At 64.1% G+C, this 12,847-nt stretch carries 19 protein-coding genes; 2 read left to right on the top strand and 17 right to left on the bottom strand.

Annotated elements, in window-relative coordinates:
• Positions 1 to 139: 139 nt before the first annotated feature.
• From MNBBLIKP_RS07565 to MNBBLIKP_RS07550, 4 genes are read right to left on the bottom strand one after another with little or no spacing between them, the layout of a single operon-like run.
• Positions 140 to 610, bottom strand: a complete 471-nt coding sequence (locus MNBBLIKP_RS07565; RefSeq protein ID WP_254912954.1) for a GNAT family N-acetyltransferase — start codon at positions 608 to 610, stop codon at positions 140 to 142.
• Positions 607 to 1,227 carry a tRNA (adenosine(37)-N6)-threonylcarbamoyltransferase complex dimerization subunit type 1 TsaB gene (gene tsaB / locus MNBBLIKP_RS07560; protein WP_088309072.1) on the bottom strand — a complete coding sequence of 207 codons (621 nt, stop codon included), beginning with the start codon at positions 1,225 to 1,227 and terminating at the stop codon, positions 607 to 609. Before tsaB ends, MNBBLIKP_RS07565 begins: the two co-directional genes overlap by 4 nt.
• Before the next feature lie 19 nt (positions 1,228 to 1,246).
• Positions 1,247 to 1,840, bottom strand: coding sequence for a malonic semialdehyde reductase (locus MNBBLIKP_RS07555; protein ID WP_088309070.1), 594 nt, complete (start codon positions 1,838 to 1,840; stop codon positions 1,247 to 1,249).
• Between the two features lie 39 nt (positions 1,841 to 1,879).
• Positions 1,880 to 2,455 (bottom strand): NifU family protein, encoded by a 576-nt coding sequence (locus MNBBLIKP_RS07550; RefSeq protein ID WP_088309124.1) that lies wholly within the window; start codon positions 2,453 to 2,455, stop codon positions 1,880 to 1,882.
• A 122-nt stretch (positions 2,456 to 2,577) separates the two neighbouring features.
• Here MNBBLIKP_RS07550 and MNBBLIKP_RS07545 point away from each other — a divergent pair, with 122 nt between their 5' ends.
• On the top strand, positions 2,578 to 5,556 hold the full coding sequence (locus MNBBLIKP_RS07545; RefSeq protein WP_088309068.1) for a M16 family metallopeptidase: 2,979 nt from the start codon (positions 2,578 to 2,580) through the stop codon (positions 5,554 to 5,556).
• A 141-nt stretch (positions 5,557 to 5,697) separates the two neighbouring features.
• Positions 5,698 to 7,068 (top strand): class II 3-deoxy-7-phosphoheptulonate synthase, encoded by a 1,371-nt coding sequence (locus tag MNBBLIKP_RS07540; protein ID WP_088309122.1) that lies wholly within the window; start codon positions 5,698 to 5,700, stop codon positions 7,066 to 7,068.
• Positions 7,069 to 7,090: 22 nt separating this feature from the next.
• Here the strand turns inward: MNBBLIKP_RS07540 and leuC are convergent, their stop codons facing one another.
• From leuC to pspA, 13 genes are all read right to left on the bottom strand, one after another.
• The gene (gene leuC, locus MNBBLIKP_RS07535; RefSeq protein WP_088309120.1) at positions 7,091 to 8,521 is read right to left on the bottom strand and encodes a 3-isopropylmalate dehydratase large subunit; all 1,431 of its coding nucleotides are present in this window, start codon (positions 8,519 to 8,521) and stop codon (positions 7,091 to 7,093) included.
• A gap of 61 nt (positions 8,522 to 8,582) precedes the next feature.
• A complete protein-coding gene (locus MNBBLIKP_RS07530) occupies positions 8,583 to 8,939 on the bottom strand; it encodes a YbaN family protein (protein WP_441339268.1) in 357 nt (118 codons plus the stop codon).
• Positions 8,926 to 9,336, bottom strand: coding sequence for a SufE family protein (locus MNBBLIKP_RS07525; RefSeq protein ID WP_088309066.1), 411 nt, complete (start codon positions 9,334 to 9,336; stop codon positions 8,926 to 8,928). The genes MNBBLIKP_RS07530 and MNBBLIKP_RS07525 overlap by 14 nt, the downstream gene beginning before the upstream one ends.
• 49 nt (positions 9,337 to 9,385) lie before the next feature.
• Entirely contained in the window at positions 9,386 to 9,559 is a 174-nt protein-coding gene (locus MNBBLIKP_RS18010) for a hypothetical protein (protein ID WP_176399710.1), read from the bottom strand.
• Positions 9,556 to 9,789 carry a hypothetical protein gene (locus MNBBLIKP_RS07520; protein WP_088309064.1) on the bottom strand — a complete coding sequence of 78 codons (234 nt, stop codon included), beginning with the start codon at positions 9,787 to 9,789 and terminating at the stop codon, positions 9,556 to 9,558. Before MNBBLIKP_RS07520 ends, MNBBLIKP_RS18010 begins: the two co-directional genes overlap by 4 nt.
• Positions 9,790 to 9,817: 28 nt before the next feature.
• A complete protein-coding gene (locus MNBBLIKP_RS07515; RefSeq protein WP_176399709.1) occupies positions 9,818 to 10,084 on the bottom strand; it encodes a hypothetical protein in 267 nt (88 codons plus the stop codon).
• 17 nt (positions 10,085 to 10,101) lie between these two features.
• Positions 10,102 to 10,368: a hypothetical protein gene (locus MNBBLIKP_RS07510; protein ID WP_088309060.1), complete on the bottom strand. Its 267-nt coding sequence runs from the start codon at positions 10,366 to 10,368 to the stop codon at positions 10,102 to 10,104.
• Positions 10,368 to 10,703 carry a hypothetical protein gene (locus tag MNBBLIKP_RS07505; RefSeq protein ID WP_176399708.1) on the bottom strand — a complete coding sequence of 112 codons (336 nt, stop codon included), beginning with the start codon at positions 10,701 to 10,703 and terminating at the stop codon, positions 10,368 to 10,370. Before MNBBLIKP_RS07505 ends, MNBBLIKP_RS07510 begins: the two co-directional genes overlap by 1 nt.
• Positions 10,700 to 10,984, bottom strand: a complete 285-nt coding sequence (locus MNBBLIKP_RS07500; protein ID WP_088309058.1) for a hypothetical protein — start codon at positions 10,982 to 10,984, stop codon at positions 10,700 to 10,702. The genes MNBBLIKP_RS07505 and MNBBLIKP_RS07500 overlap by 4 nt, the downstream gene beginning before the upstream one ends.
• Complete coding sequence (locus MNBBLIKP_RS07495) at positions 10,981 to 11,277, bottom strand: hypothetical protein (RefSeq protein WP_254912953.1); 297 nt, start codon at positions 11,275 to 11,277, stop codon at positions 10,981 to 10,983. The genes MNBBLIKP_RS07500 and MNBBLIKP_RS07495 overlap by 4 nt, the downstream gene beginning before the upstream one ends.
• Before the next feature lie 31 nt (positions 11,278 to 11,308).
• On the bottom strand, positions 11,309 to 11,683 hold the full coding sequence (gene pspC, locus MNBBLIKP_RS07490; RefSeq protein ID WP_088309056.1) for an envelope stress response membrane protein PspC: 375 nt from the start codon (positions 11,681 to 11,683) through the stop codon (positions 11,309 to 11,311).
• A complete protein-coding gene (pspB, locus tag MNBBLIKP_RS07485) occupies positions 11,680 to 11,988 on the bottom strand; it encodes an envelope stress response membrane protein PspB (RefSeq protein WP_088309055.1) in 309 nt (102 codons plus the stop codon). The genes pspC and pspB overlap by 4 nt, the downstream gene beginning before the upstream one ends.
• Before the next feature lie 3 nt (positions 11,989 to 11,991).
• Entirely contained in the window at positions 11,992 to 12,738 is a 747-nt protein-coding gene (gene pspA / locus MNBBLIKP_RS07480; RefSeq protein ID WP_088309112.1) for a phage shock protein PspA, read from the bottom strand.
• Between the last annotated feature and the right edge of the window lie 109 nt (positions 12,739 to 12,847).

Raw genomic sequence — 12,847 nt, 5'->3', positions numbered from 1 at the left:
CGCGACTTGTTGTTATTTGTTTTAACCCAAATGGGCGCGCGGGATTTACTGCGCTTCATTCAAAATAACAAGCGAAATTGCGTCTGAAATCGTTATTTGATGGAAAAATTGGAGTTAATAACACTGAACGCGCCGCAGGTTACGAATAGAACGGACAAGCAAATGTAATTGCGTCGATTCTTCCGCCGCTTGGCCCTCGGTAATAGTTTGGGCGCAGGCCGATCGGGGTAAAGCCGAAGCGGCGATAAAGCTGTTCGGCCGGGTTGCCCTGGCGCATTTCAAGTAGCAGTCGCGTCGCTCCGCGTTGCCGGGCATCGCGGGCGAGCCGCTCCAGCAAGGTCTGGCCCAGGCCCAGCCTCCGACAGGCCGGAGTCACAGCCAGCAACAACAGTTCTTCTTCCTCGTAACCGGTGCGTGAAAGGAAAAACCCCGCTGCAGCTTCGTGGGGCAAGGGTTCTTGTCCGGTGGCGGCGATCAGTACGAAATGGGTATTGCCCAGCACCAGTGCATCTTCCACCTGGCGGCGGTTCCAGGCCTCGCCATAGGCCGGGTCAAACGCGGCATCCATCACCGCCATCAGCTTGTCGAGGTGATCCCCTTGCAGGGTCATTGCGCGCCGCCCGGCAACCGGGCATCGGGCGCGCGGCCATAGTGCAGCTGCACGGAGTGGCTCAGCAGCTCTGCGCGCAACAGGCCCAGACAGCGCGCATCCGGCAACAGCGGCAAGGCCTCGCCCATGCCGCGCCGTGCCACCAGTGCATCGGCCTGCGATCCGGCGATCAGCGCGGGCCAGTCACGCAAGGCGGCATCTTCCGGCCGAAGCGAGGCAGGTGCGGCCAGTTCCTGGCCCGCTGCGTCAAAGTGCGCGACGAACCATTCGCCGTGCCCGCCGCTCATGCACACGCCGACCGGTTGGGCTCCACGTTCAGCGCGGGCCATAGCGGCGATCAGGGCAAGGCTGGGATAGCCCACCAGGTCCGCCCCCCAAGCGAGCGCCAGCGCACGGGCCGCAGCCAGACCGACGCGCAGGCCCGTAAAGCTGCCTGGCCCCAGAGCCACCGCAATCCGTCCGGCGCGGCCTTTGCCGGGCAAGGCCGCAATCATCGGCACCAGGCTTTCGGCATGGCCGCGGCCCAGCACGCGACATTCCCCGGCGATTGCCACATCGCCGTCAAGAAGCGCGACCGAGCAGGCCTCGGTCGCGCTATCGATCACCAGGGTCAGCATGGCCAGTCCGTACGGCGGATCAGGCGATCCGGTTGAAGGTGCTGAAATCGGGGCGCGGGCTGCGGTCAAAGATGCTCGCCGGATCGCCATAACCCAAGGTCGAGATCATCACCGATTTGTAATCCGGCGTCTCGGCCAGGAACGCGGCGTCGACCGCCTCGTTAGAAAAGCCGGTCATCGGCCCGGTATCCAGCCCCAACGCGCGCGCTGCCATGATGAAATAGGCGGCCTGCAGCGTGGTGTTGAGCATGGCTGATTTTTCGCGCAGCGCATCGTTCCCGGCAAACCACGAACGCGCATCGGCGTGGGGGAACAGCCAGGGCAGCTGTTCCTGGAATTGCATGTCGGCGGCTACGATCACGGTGACCGGTGCGGACAGGATCTTGGCCCCGTTGGCGGGCATGGTGCAGGCGGCCAGCTTTTCCTTGGCTTCCGGCGATGTGCACCACACCAGCCGCGCAGGCAGCTGATTGGCCGAAGTGGGGGCCATTTTCATCAGGTCCCAGATCGCGTGCAGCTGTCCGGTGCTGACCGGCTGATCAAGATACCCGTTATAGGTGCGTGCTGTGTTGAACAGCTGGTCGAGCGCGGCAGCGTTGAGCGGTTCGGACATGACTGGAAATTCCCCCCTTCGGTATTGTCTGACGCGCGATCAGGCCGCGCGCACTTCGCTCACTTCGGGAACGTAGTGCTTGAGCAGGTTTTCGATCCCGTTCTTGAGCGTCGCGGTCGAGCTGGGGCAGCCCGAACAGGCCCCCTGCATCGCCAGATAGACCACGCCTTCGCGAAAACCGCGATAGACGATGTCACCCCCGTCATTGGCGACAGCCGGACGGACGCGGGTTTCGATCAGTTCCTTGATCTGTTCAATCACGTCGGCGTCGGCCGGATCGTCGCCCAGATCGGCATCTTCGGCGGGCACCTGGATGCCGCTGGCGTCGGGGCCATTGAACAGCGGTGCCTGGGTGACGAAATGATCAAGCAACATGGCCACGACCTGCGGCTTGAGGTCTGACCAGTTTACCCCTGGTGCGGCCGTGACCGAAATGAAGTCCCGGCCATAGAACACGCCGGTCACATCACCCAGATCGAACAGCGCGGATGCCAGCGGGCTGGCGGCGGCCTGTTCCTCATCAGTGAATTCGCGGGTGCCTAGTTCCATCACTTGCTGCCCCGGAAGGAACTTCAAGGTGGCGGGATTGGGGGTTGTTTCGGTTTCTATGAACATGATCCAAGCCATGTAGGCACAGCCGGGGCGTGGTCAAGGCCGCATGCGCCGCGCTTTGCATTGGGTGAGACAATGCGTTCTATTCACTGGCCCTTAAACTTCGCGCTGCCTATGGTGCCGGTATGAGCCTTGCCATCCGCGCGCGCCGCGCCATCGCCGTGTTGTTGTCTGCTGCCTTGCTGGGAACGGTCCCGCTTGCGGCCAAGCCGGTCCCGGCCAAACGTGCGGCCACTGCACCAAAGCACGGGCGGGCCCCCGTGGCTGCGGCGACGGCGAAAGCGGGGCCGTGGCTGTACCGCGGCAGCGATGTGCCGCAGGACAAGGAATGGATCTTTGGCGAACTGCCCAACGGGGTGCGCTGGGTGGTGCGCAAGAACGGGGTGCCGCCGGGGCAGGTTTCGATCCGCATCCGCATGGACGTCGGTTCGCTGTTCGAAGCCGATAGCGAACGCGGCTATGCCCACCTGATGGAGCACATGGTGTTCCGCCAGTCGAAATACCTGGCAGACGGCGCGGCGATCCCCACCTGGCAGCGGCTGGGGGCCACTTTTGGCAGCGATACCAATGCCGAAACCAGCCCGATCAGCACGACCTACAAGCTCGATCTGCCCAATGCCAGTGCGGCCAAGGTCGATGAATCGATGAAGCTGCTGTCCGGGATGATGATCGCCCCGACCCTGTCCGAAGCCAATGTGCGCGCCGATGTGCCGATCGTGCTGGCGGAAAAGCGTGAGCGTGGCGGGCTGGCAGAGCGGATTTCCGAAGCGGTGCAGGGCACCCTGTTTGCGGGCCAGCGCGTGGCGGACCGCCCGGTGATCGGCACGGTGGCGACGCTGCAGGGCGCCAATCAGGCCTCGGTCCGCGCGTTTCATGCGCGTTGGTACCGGCCGGAACGTGCGGTTGTCGTGGTGGTCGGCGATCTCGATCCGGCGGTGATGTCGGCCACGATCGCAAAGTATTTCGCGGACTGGCCGGTCCAGGGCAAGCCGGTCGCCCCGCCGCCTTATGGCGATCCGCTCGCTCCCAAGGGCAGCGATCCGGCCAACCCGGTCGGAGAGACCCGGATTGTGGTCGAAGGCCAGGTGCCGCGCGGGCTGACCTATGCCGTGCTGCGTCCGTGGCGACCGGTGAATGACACGATCGTCTACAACCAGGGGATCATGATCAATACGGTCGCCCAGGCGATCATCAACCGCCGGCTGGAAGCCAAGGCCCGCAGCGGCGGCAGTTTTCTCTCCGCCGGAGTCAATCAGGAGAAATACATTCGCAGCGCAGATGCGACCTTTGTTTCAATTACGCCCAGCGGGGCGGATTGGAAAAAGGCCGTCGGCGATGTCCGCGCAGTGATTGCCGATGCCATGGCGCGGGCCCCGACCGAGGACGAGATCGATCGCGAAGTGGCGGAAATCAACGTCGCCTTTGAAAGCTCGGTTGAACAACGCCGCCTGCTGGCGGGGGCGAAGCTGGCCGATGACATGATCACCGCGCTCGACATCAATGAGACAATCGCCTCGCCCGAAGTGGTGCTGGGGATCTTTAACCAGAGCCGCGCGCTGTTCACTCCGGCGGCGGTGCTGGAGCACACCAAGCGTCTGTTCAAGGGCAATGTCACCCGCGCGATCTATATCACGCCCGATGGCAAAGAGGCCGATGCGGCGGCGCTGAAGTTGGCCCTGTCAGCCCCCGTCAAGGCCGATGGCAATGCCCGGCTGGACAGCAAGCCGATCCGCTTTGCCGATTTGCCCAGGCTGGGCGAGCCCGGCCAAGTGGTGGCCGATGTGCCTACCGGGGTGATGGGGATCGAACGGGTCGAACTGGCCAACGGCGTTACCGCACTGCTCTGGCCGACGGCGGACGAGCCGGGCCGCCTGACGGTCAAGGCGCGCTGGGGGGCGGGGTACCGCCAGTTTGCTTCGGGCGATGCGCCTTACATCGCATTAGGTGACATGGCGCTGGTCGGTTCGGGCATGGCCACGCTTGGCCAGGAAGAGATCGACCGGGTTTCGACCGGGCGCAAGATGGGCTTCGATTTCGAGATCGACGATTCCGCGTTCCAGTTCACCGCCAATACCCGCCCGGCGGATCTGGCGGACCAGTTGTATCTGTTTGCCGCCAAGTTCGCCCTGCCGCGCTGGGACGTGGCGCCGTTCACCCGGGCCAAGGCTGCGGCGCGGTTGCAGTATGAAAGCTATGCCACCAGCCCGCAGGGCGTGCTGGGCCGTGACCTCAAATATATCCAGCACGGCAAGGATCCGCGCTTTCACACTCCGACCCCGCAAGAGATCGAGGCGGCAACTCCCGAAGGGTTCCGGCAGGTCTGGCAACCGGTGCTGGAACAGGGCCCGATCGAGCTGCAACTGTTCGGCGATTTCGACAAGGCCCAGGCGATCGAAGCGCTGAAGAATACCTTTGGCGCGCTCCCCGTGCGCAAGCCATTGCCGCCCGAACTGCAAGTGCCGCGCTTTGCCGAACCGGCCGCCACCGCCACGCCCTTGGTGCTGACCCACCGCGGCGATCCGGGGCAGGCCGCCGCTCTGGTCAGTTGGCCGACCGGAGGCGGGATGACCGGGATTTCGGAAAGCCGCCAGCTGCAGATCCTGTCGGACCTGTTCCAGAACCGCCTGCTGGATGCGATGCGCGAAAAGCTGGGGGCGAGCTATGCCCCGCAGGTCAACAATGACTGGCCGACCGATCTGGACAACGGCGGTTCGATCATGGCGATTGCGCAGCTGCAACCCGATGCCGTGCCGGTGTTCTTCGCCACCGCGAACGAAATCGCCGCCGATCTGATCGCCCGCCCGCCCAGCGCGGACGAGCTTGACCGCGTGATCGAACCGCTGCGCCAGCAACTGACCCGCGCCAGCACCAGCAGCGCGTTCTTCATGTACCAGCTTGAAGGGGCGACCAGCGATCAGCGCAAGTTCGCCGCGCTGCGCACGCTGTTGCCAGACTTTACCCGCACCACGCCCGCCGAAATGCAGGCCCTGGCCAGCAAGTACCTTGGCCCGGCGCGCAGCTGGCGGCTGGCGGTAATCCCGGACGGGCAGAAACTTGTCACCAAGGTGCCAGGTTCCGCACCGCCTGCCGAGGCGGCGCGCTAGGCTGCGGCTTCAATCCTGTCTGTCTGGGGGAGGACCGGAAACAAAATTTCCGGATCGGGCCGGCGGACTTTGCATGTTTTGCATTTACCCGCCCGTGCCGCTATGGGGCGCGCTCTTTGATGTGAGGAGCGAGTGCGCGAAATGACCACCTGGACCCCCGAAAGCTGGAAGGCGCACGAAGGCCGGCACCTGCCGTCCTATCCTGACGCTGCGGCGCTGGACAAGGTCACGGATACGCTCACCAGCTTTCCCCCGTTGGTCTTTGCGGGCGAAGCGCGCGCGCTGAAGGCCGATCTGGCGGAAGTGGCGGCGGGCAAGGGCTTTCTGCTGCAAGGCGGGGACTGCGCCGAAAGCTTCGCCGAATTCCACCCCAACACGATCCGCGATACGTTCCGCGTGTTGCTGCAGATGGCAGTAGTGATGACTTTCGCCAGCAAGCAGCCGGTGGTGAAAGTGGGCCGCATGGCCGGTCAGTTCGCCAAGCCGCGATCGTCGCCAGTTGAAGTGATCGACGGGGTCGAACTGCCCAGCTACCTTGGTGACAACATCAACGGGATCGAGTTCACCAGCGAAGCGCGCATTCCCGATCCGCAGCGGCTGTTGCAGGCCTATTCGCAAAGCGCCGCGACGCTGAACCTGCTGCGCGCCTTTTCGACCGGGGGCTATGCCAACCTGCGTCAGGTCCACCAGTGGACGCTCGATTTCATGGACCGCAGCCCCTGGGCCGACAAGTTCGCCGAAGTGTCAAACCGGATTGGTGAAGCGCTGGACTTCATGGCCGCTTGCGGGATCGATCCGCATTCGGTGCCGCAGTTGCAGGGCACCAGCTTCTACACCAGTCACGAAGCGCTGCACCTGTCTTACGAACAGGCGATGACGCGGCAGGATTCACTGACCGGCGACTGGTATGACTGTTCGGCCCACATGCTGTGGATCGGCGACCGGACCCGGTTCGAAGGATCGGCGCACGTCGAATTTCTGCGCGGCGTGGGCAATCCGATCGGCTTCAAGTGTGGCCCCAGCCTGGCCCCGGACGAATTGCTGCGCCAGCTCGACCTGCTCAATCCGCAGCGCGAAGCCGGGCGGATCACGCTGATCAGCCGGTTCGGCGATGAAAAGGTCGAAGCGGGCCTCGCCCCGCTGGTCCGCGCGGTGAAGCGTGAAGGGCACCCGGTGGTGTGGTCTTGCGATCCGATGCACGGCAATGTGATCAAGGCCGAAAGCGGCTTCAAGACCCGCCCGTTTGACCGGATCCTGCGCGAAGTGCGCGGCTTTTTCGCGGTCCACCGCGCCGAAGGCACCCATGCGGGTGGGGTGCATATCGAGATGACCGGACAGAATGTGACCGAATGCATCGGCGGCGGCGTGGCGATCAGCGATGCGGCCTTGGCCGATCGCTATCAGACCCACTGCGACCCGCGGCTCAACGCGGCGCAGTCGATCGAACTGGCATTCCTGGTGGCCGACATGCTCAACGAAGAAGCCATCGACCGCGCCCAGCGCGCGGCCTGATGGTGCTTTGCGGGCGGGGCGCTCAGCCCAGCTTGCGCACGTCCGTCAATTTGCCGGTCACCGCTGCCGCCGCCGCCATCGCGGGGGAAACGAGGTGGGTGCGCGCACCCGGCCCCTGACGGCCGACGAAGTTGCGGTTGCTGGTAGAGGCGCAGCGTTCCCCGGCGGGAACCTTGTCGGGGTTCATGCCCAGACAGGCCGAACAGCCCGGCTCGCGCCATTCAAGGCCAGCTTCGATGAACACGCGGTCCAGCCCTTCAGCTTCGGCCTGGCGCTTGACCAGACCTGACCCGGGGACGACCACCGCCCACTTCACATTGGCGGCCTTCTTGCGGCCCTTCAGCACGGCGGCGGCGGCGCGCAGGTCTTCGATCCGGCTGTTGGTGCACGAACCGATGAACACGTTCTGGACTTCCACGTCCTCCATCCGCTGGCCCGGGGTAAGCCCCATGTAATCGAGCGATTTCTGCGCGGCTTCCTGCTTGCTGGGATCGGCGAAACTGTCCGGAGCGGGGACTGCGCCGGTGATCGCGACGGTGTCTTCCGGGCTGGTGCCCCAGGTGACGGTCGGGGCAATGTCTGCCGCGTCAATCACGACCACCTTGTCATACTGCGCGCCGGGATCGGTCGCCAGACTGCGCCACCAGGCCACGGCCTTGTCCCAATCCTCGCCCTTCGGGGCATAGGGGCGGCCCTGAAGATAGGCAAAGGTCGTATCGTCCGGCGCGATCAGCCCGGCGCGGGCACCGTGTTCGATCGCCATGTTGGAAACAGTCAGCCGGCCTTCGAGACTGAGATCGCGGATCACCGCGCCGGTATATTCGATGACATAGCCGGTGCCGCCCGCTGCGCCCAGCACGCCGCAAATGTGCAAGACCACGTCCTTGGCCGAAACGCCAGGGCCAAGCTGACCATCCACTCGGACTTCCATGGTTTTGGACTGGCTCAGCAACAGGGTTTGCGTCGCCAGCACATGCTCCACCTCGCTAGTGCCGATGCCAAAGGCCAGCGCTCCCAGCCCGCCGTGGCAGGCGGTGTGGCTATCCCCGCAGACAATCGTAGCGCCGGGCAGCGAAAAACCCTGTTCGGGGCCGACGACGTGGACGATCCCCTGCTCCGCATCGGCATCACCGATATAACGGATGCCGAATTCAGGCGCATTGCGCTCCAGCGCGGCCAGTTGCTGCGCGCTTTCCACATCGGCAATCGGAATGCGCTGGCCCGCCGCATCGCGCCGTGCGGTGGTGGGCAGGTTGTGATCGGGCACGGCCAGGGTCAGGTCCGGGCGGCGCACCGTGCGACCGGCCAGTCGCAGCGCCTCGAACGCTTGGGGGCTGGTCACTTCGTGAACCAGATGACGGTCGATATAGATCAGGCAGGTGCCATCGTCGCGGCGTTCCACCACGTGGGCGTCCCAGATCTTTTCGTAGAGGGTGCGGGGTTTGCTGGCCATGATGGTTAGCGCCTTAAGCATGGTGCGGTGCAATGCAAGAGCGGTGGGCAAGCGACCCGCGCTATTCGTTGCGGGTCCAGATCCAGCTGCCCGCTCCGCCCAGCACGGCGAGCGAGATCAGCACCCACGGCCAGCCCAGCGTCAGCTGGGTAAACACCGCGCCTGCGCTCATCGCCAGCAGTGCCGAGATTTTGGCCCGGCGCGGGATTGCCCGCCGATCACGCCATTCGCGCAAGCTTGGTCCCCATTTTGGATGCGCATAAAGCTTTTCAGCCCATTCCGGCCGCCCGCGGGCAAAGCAGAGCGCGGCCAGCAACAGGAACGGCACTGTCGGCATGATCGGCAGCACTGCGCCAATCGCGCCCAGCGCAACGCAGGTCAGGCCTGCGCCCTGCCAGGCGAGCCTAGCTGGCAGCAAGGCGCGCCGCCGTTTCCCGGATCAGCGCGATCATGTTGGGCACGCCTTGGGTGCGATTAGAGGACAGCTGGCGGCTCAGCTCGAAGGGAGCGAGCAGCGCGGCAATATCGATCTGCGCCACTTCGGCGGCGGGCCTGTCTTGCACAGCAGCAACTACCAGCGCGACGATCCCTTTGGTGATCGCGGCGTTGCTGTCAGCCAGGAAATGCAGCACGCCCCCGTCTTGTGCCATGGGATAGACCCAGACCGAGGCCGAACAGCCGCGCACCAGCGTGGCATCGGTCTTCAACGCATCGGGCATCGGTTCAAGTTCGCGCCCCAATTCGATCAACAGGCGATAGCGTTCGTCGCCGTCGAGGAAGTCATATTCTTCGTGGATGTCGGACAGGCTGCGCATGGGCGGGGCTTTAGCACCTGGGCTTGGCCATGCAACCTGCGCGGGGGAGTTACCCCGCCAGCCCGCCGGGCCGGGTAAAAGCATGGTACGCCACATAGAACCAGCCAAGCACGCCGTGGACCAGCGCCCAGACGATCGACTTGTTCAGGCTCCAGCTGATCGCCACCGCGATTGCACTGCCCAGGCCAATCCCGGCCTTTGCGGCTTCACCGGTGCTTTTCACAGGTCAACTCCCGCGGCGATGGCTTCAAGCTTGCGGATCCGTTCCTTGAGATCGGCGATCTCGATCCGGGCCATGCCGGCCGAACTGCCGCCTTCCAGTTCCGGGCGGTGATGATCCAGCTCGCGGGCCTTGAGGGTCAGCCAGCCCTGCCAGCCGCGCAACATGGCGGCGGTAAGGATAGCTGTGCCGGCCAGAGCGGCCAGGGCATAAACGAGAGCTTCGCTGTACATGGCGGTTTCTCCCTGCCGTCGCGCGACCTTACTTGTCGCGCAGGCTTTCGATTTCGGCAGCCAGATTGTGGGTCTGGCGACCATCGGTGGCAATGCGTTCCAGCACCTTGACCCGCTCACGCAGGGTTTCCACCTCGCGCTGCAGTTCGCTGTCGGTCGGCTGGGCCAGCATCTGCACCCGGCCCTTGCGATCTTCGACAATCCCGTGCTGGGCTTGGTACTTTGCGCGCAGCACCCGCGCGATCTGGGTCATCGCAACGATCCCCAGCACCATGATGACTGTCCACATATCCATTGATCGGCTCCGGCGGCTCAGTTGGCGGGTTCGCGCAGGTCTTCGATTTCTGCGGAAAGCTTGGCGGTCTTGTCAGTCGCGATGCGTTCCAGCACGCGCAGCCGGGCTTCGAGCCGTTCGCTCGCGGCGCTGTCGGGCGTCTGCAGTGGGGCACGGGCGCCCTGCGCTTCCAGTTCCTTTTCGCGGACCCGCATCTTGGCCTTGTAGGCTTCGGTCAGCATGCTGGCGAAACCGAGAAAGCCAGCCACCACAATGGCCAGTCCGATCACATCACCAAAACCCATTATTGCACCTTGTCCTTTTCGAGCCGCAGGGCTTCGATTTGATGTGTCAGCTGATAGCCGCTGTCAGTGACGATCCGTTCGACATTGGCCAGCCGGTCCTTGACCGCGCTCATTTCGGCGCGGAGCTGGGCGTTTTCCTGGCTGAGCAGCTTGATCCGCTCAATTTCCTGGCTGCTGGTCTTGGGATAGACCGCCTGGCCCCAGGCTCCGTCAAGCGGATAGCCGTTCCTGATCCGCAGCCAGGTGGTCAGCACCCAGCCGCCGACTCCGGCAAGGCCAATGGCCGAGACGGTGGGGCCGATGACTCGGAATGTTTCCAGTGCTTCAGGGCTCATTTGCGCAAGTCCTCGATTTCATTGGCGAGTTTGGTGGGGGCGTCGGTGACGATGCGTTCCAGCACCTTCACGCGGTCGGCAAAGTGGCTCAGCTGTTCGCGCAGCTCGGCGTTTTCAGCTTGCAGCTGCTGGGTGGCCTGGCTGTCGGCGCGGGGGGTCTTGCCGCCCCATTCGTCTTCCAGCGCATAACCGTGGCGGGCGCGGATCCAGTTGTTGATGATCCAGCCGCCGGTGGAGATCGCGATGATCGCCAGGACGAATTCAGGTCCGGCCCAGTTCATGCCTCGTCGCTCCGTTCGGGACGGCGCGGGGCGATTTGCGGCCGGTCACGCAGCGCTTCGATCTCGTCCGCCAGATTGGTGCCCTTGTCGGTGACGATGCGTTCCAGCACTTTCACCCGGTCTTCCAGCCATTCGGTGCGGTCATTGCCGGCGCCCTTGCCACTCGCGGCCAGGGCTTCCAGTTTGCGCACTTCCAGTTCGGCCATCTTGCGCTTGTGGCGAGTGGTGAGTGCCACGATCGGGATGATCAGGGCCACGATCGGGATCATCGCACCGATTTCTGCAACGCTCATAGCTGTTCCCCCTCAGGAATTATCGTGCGGCTTAGCGCAGCTGTTCGATTTCGGCCGAAAGACGCGGGTTGCTGCTGACGTAGAAGGCTTCGACTTCGGCCAGGCGACGGTCGATATCGCGCATCTGGGCGCGGACCTGTTTGGCAGTGCGGCTGGGCGATTGGCGCACGCCCTGCCAGAAGTGCTGTTCCTGCCGGTCGCCATAAAGGTGGCCGGGCTTCTTTTCGGCCAGCAGTGCCAGCGCGATGTACAGCGGGATGCCGAAGCCGGTGGCAAAAGTGAACATCAGCATGCCAAGGCGAACCCACAGCACGTCAACCCCGGTGTAGTCGGCGATCCCGGCGCATACGCCTGCGATCTTGCCGTTGATCTTGTCGCGATAAAAGCGAGTGCGCAGGCTGTTCACCGGATGGTCCTCCCCTTGGATTCGAGCAGCGCTCCGAATTCGCGCAGCTTTTCGTTGTCGGTTTCGCGGTCATGCGTGATGCGGGCCGGCTGGAATTCAGGATTGTCGCTGGCTACCAGCCGCTCCACGGTGTCCATCCGGTCATCCAGACGCTTGGCAAGCTGGTAGAGTTCCTCCAGCAGTGCTTCGTCATCATTGGTCAGAGTCGCGGCGGTTTTCCAGCGGGTGACATAGTGCAGGATGATCCACGGCAGGCCGACAAACAGGAAACCGCAGACGGCGATTGGTACAAGAACGTCTTCCACAGCTCAGTCTTCCTTCTGTCCGTTCGCGGCGCCCAGCGCGCGCTTCATCTCTTCCAGTTCCTCGTCGATCTTGTCCTGCCCGGCGAGCGCGGCGATTTCATCGGCCAGGCTGGGCTTGGCGGTGCCATCGGCCAGGCTCAGCGCATCGGCGCGGCCTTCGGCATAGTCGACTCGGCGTTCCAGCTGGTCGAACCGGGCCATCGCCTCGTCCACCCGTTCGCTGGCCAGCAGCGTGCGCAGCTTGACGCGGTTTTCAGCGCTTTCCAGGCGGGCAGCGATCGCGCTCTGGCGGCTGCGGGCTTCGCGCAGGCGGGTCTGAAGCTTTTCGATGTCCACTTCATAGGCGCGCAGCGCATCGTCGAGCACGGCGATTTCGGCCTTCAGCTGTTCGGCCATGTCGGCGGCCTTCTTCTTTTCGACCAGCGCGGCACGGGCCAGATCCTCGCGGTCCTTGCTCAGCGCCAGTTGCGCCTTGTCACCCCAGTCGGCCTGCAGCCGGTCCAGCTTGACCGTGTGGCGGTGCATTTCCTTCTGGTCGGCAATCGTCCGCGCCGCGCTCGCGCGCACTTCGACCAGGGTTTCTTCCATTTCGAAGATGATCATGCGGATCATCTTTTCCGGGTCATCGGCCTTGTCGAGCAGGTCAGTGAAATTGGCGGCGATGATGTCACGGGTGCGGCTGAAAATGCCCATCAAGGGTGCTCCGAAACTGGTGAAGGACTGGCTGGTAGGAGTGGCGGTCTGGCGCATCCGCTCAACCTCGTCGTCAAACCGCGAGGTGCGGCGGCTGCCGCCATGGGTGGAAAAGGTCTGGACCGGAACCTCGCTGTGGCGGGGGGACTGAGTGCCGCCAGCGGGG

The organism is Novosphingobium sp. B 225 (genome assembly GCF_002198665.1).
In the GTDB taxonomy this organism is placed as follows: Bacteria; Pseudomonadota; Alphaproteobacteria; order Sphingomonadales; family Sphingomonadaceae; genus Novosphingobium.
Note: the sequence above shows the minus strand (reverse complement) of the source record. Positions and strands in the feature narration are given on the sequence as shown.

Coding starts and splice junctions, on each gene's coding strand:
- MNBBLIKP_RS07565 (WP_254912954.1), bottom strand. CDS start 610: ATGACCCTGCAAGGGGATCACCTCGACAAGCTGATGGCGGTGATGGAT.
- tsaB (WP_088309072.1), bottom strand. CDS start 1,227: ATGCTGACCCTGGTGATCGATAGCGCGACCGAGGCCTGCTCGGTCGCG.
- MNBBLIKP_RS07555 (WP_088309070.1), bottom strand. CDS start 1,840: ATGTCCGAACCGCTCAACGCTGCCGCGCTCGACCAGCTGTTCAACACA.
- MNBBLIKP_RS07550 (WP_088309124.1), bottom strand. CDS start 2,455: ATGTTCATAGAAACCGAAACAACCCCCAATCCCGCCACCTTGAAGTTC.
- MNBBLIKP_RS07545 (WP_088309068.1), top strand. CDS start 2,578: ATGAGCCTTGCCATCCGCGCGCGCCGCGCCATCGCCGTGTTGTTGTCT.
- MNBBLIKP_RS07540 (WP_088309122.1), top strand. CDS start 5,698: ATGACCACCTGGACCCCCGAAAGCTGGAAGGCGCACGAAGGCCGGCAC.
- leuC (WP_088309120.1), bottom strand. CDS start 8,521: ATGGCCAGCAAACCCCGCACCCTCTACGAAAAGATCTGGGACGCCCAC.
- MNBBLIKP_RS07525 (WP_088309066.1), bottom strand. CDS start 9,336: ATGCGCAGCCTGTCCGACATCCACGAAGAATATGACTTCCTCGACGGC.
- MNBBLIKP_RS07520 (WP_088309064.1), bottom strand. CDS start 9,789: ATGTACAGCGAAGCTCTCGTTTATGCCCTGGCCGCTCTGGCCGGCACA.
- MNBBLIKP_RS07515 (WP_176399709.1), bottom strand. CDS start 10,084: ATGGATATGTGGACAGTCATCATGGTGCTGGGGATCGTTGCGATGACC.
- MNBBLIKP_RS07510 (WP_088309060.1), bottom strand. CDS start 10,368: ATGGGTTTTGGTGATGTGATCGGACTGGCCATTGTGGTGGCTGGCTTT.
- MNBBLIKP_RS07505 (WP_176399708.1), bottom strand. CDS start 10,703: ATGAGCCCTGAAGCACTGGAAACATTCCGAGTCATCGGCCCCACCGTC.
- MNBBLIKP_RS07500 (WP_088309058.1), bottom strand. CDS start 10,984: ATGAACTGGGCCGGACCTGAATTCGTCCTGGCGATCATCGCGATCTCC.
- MNBBLIKP_RS07495 (WP_254912953.1), bottom strand. CDS start 11,277: ATGAGCGTTGCAGAAATCGGTGCGATGATCCCGATCGTGGCCCTGATC.
- pspA (WP_088309112.1), bottom strand. CDS start 12,738: ATGCGCCAGACCGCCACTCCTACCAGCCAGTCCTTCACCAGTTTCGGA.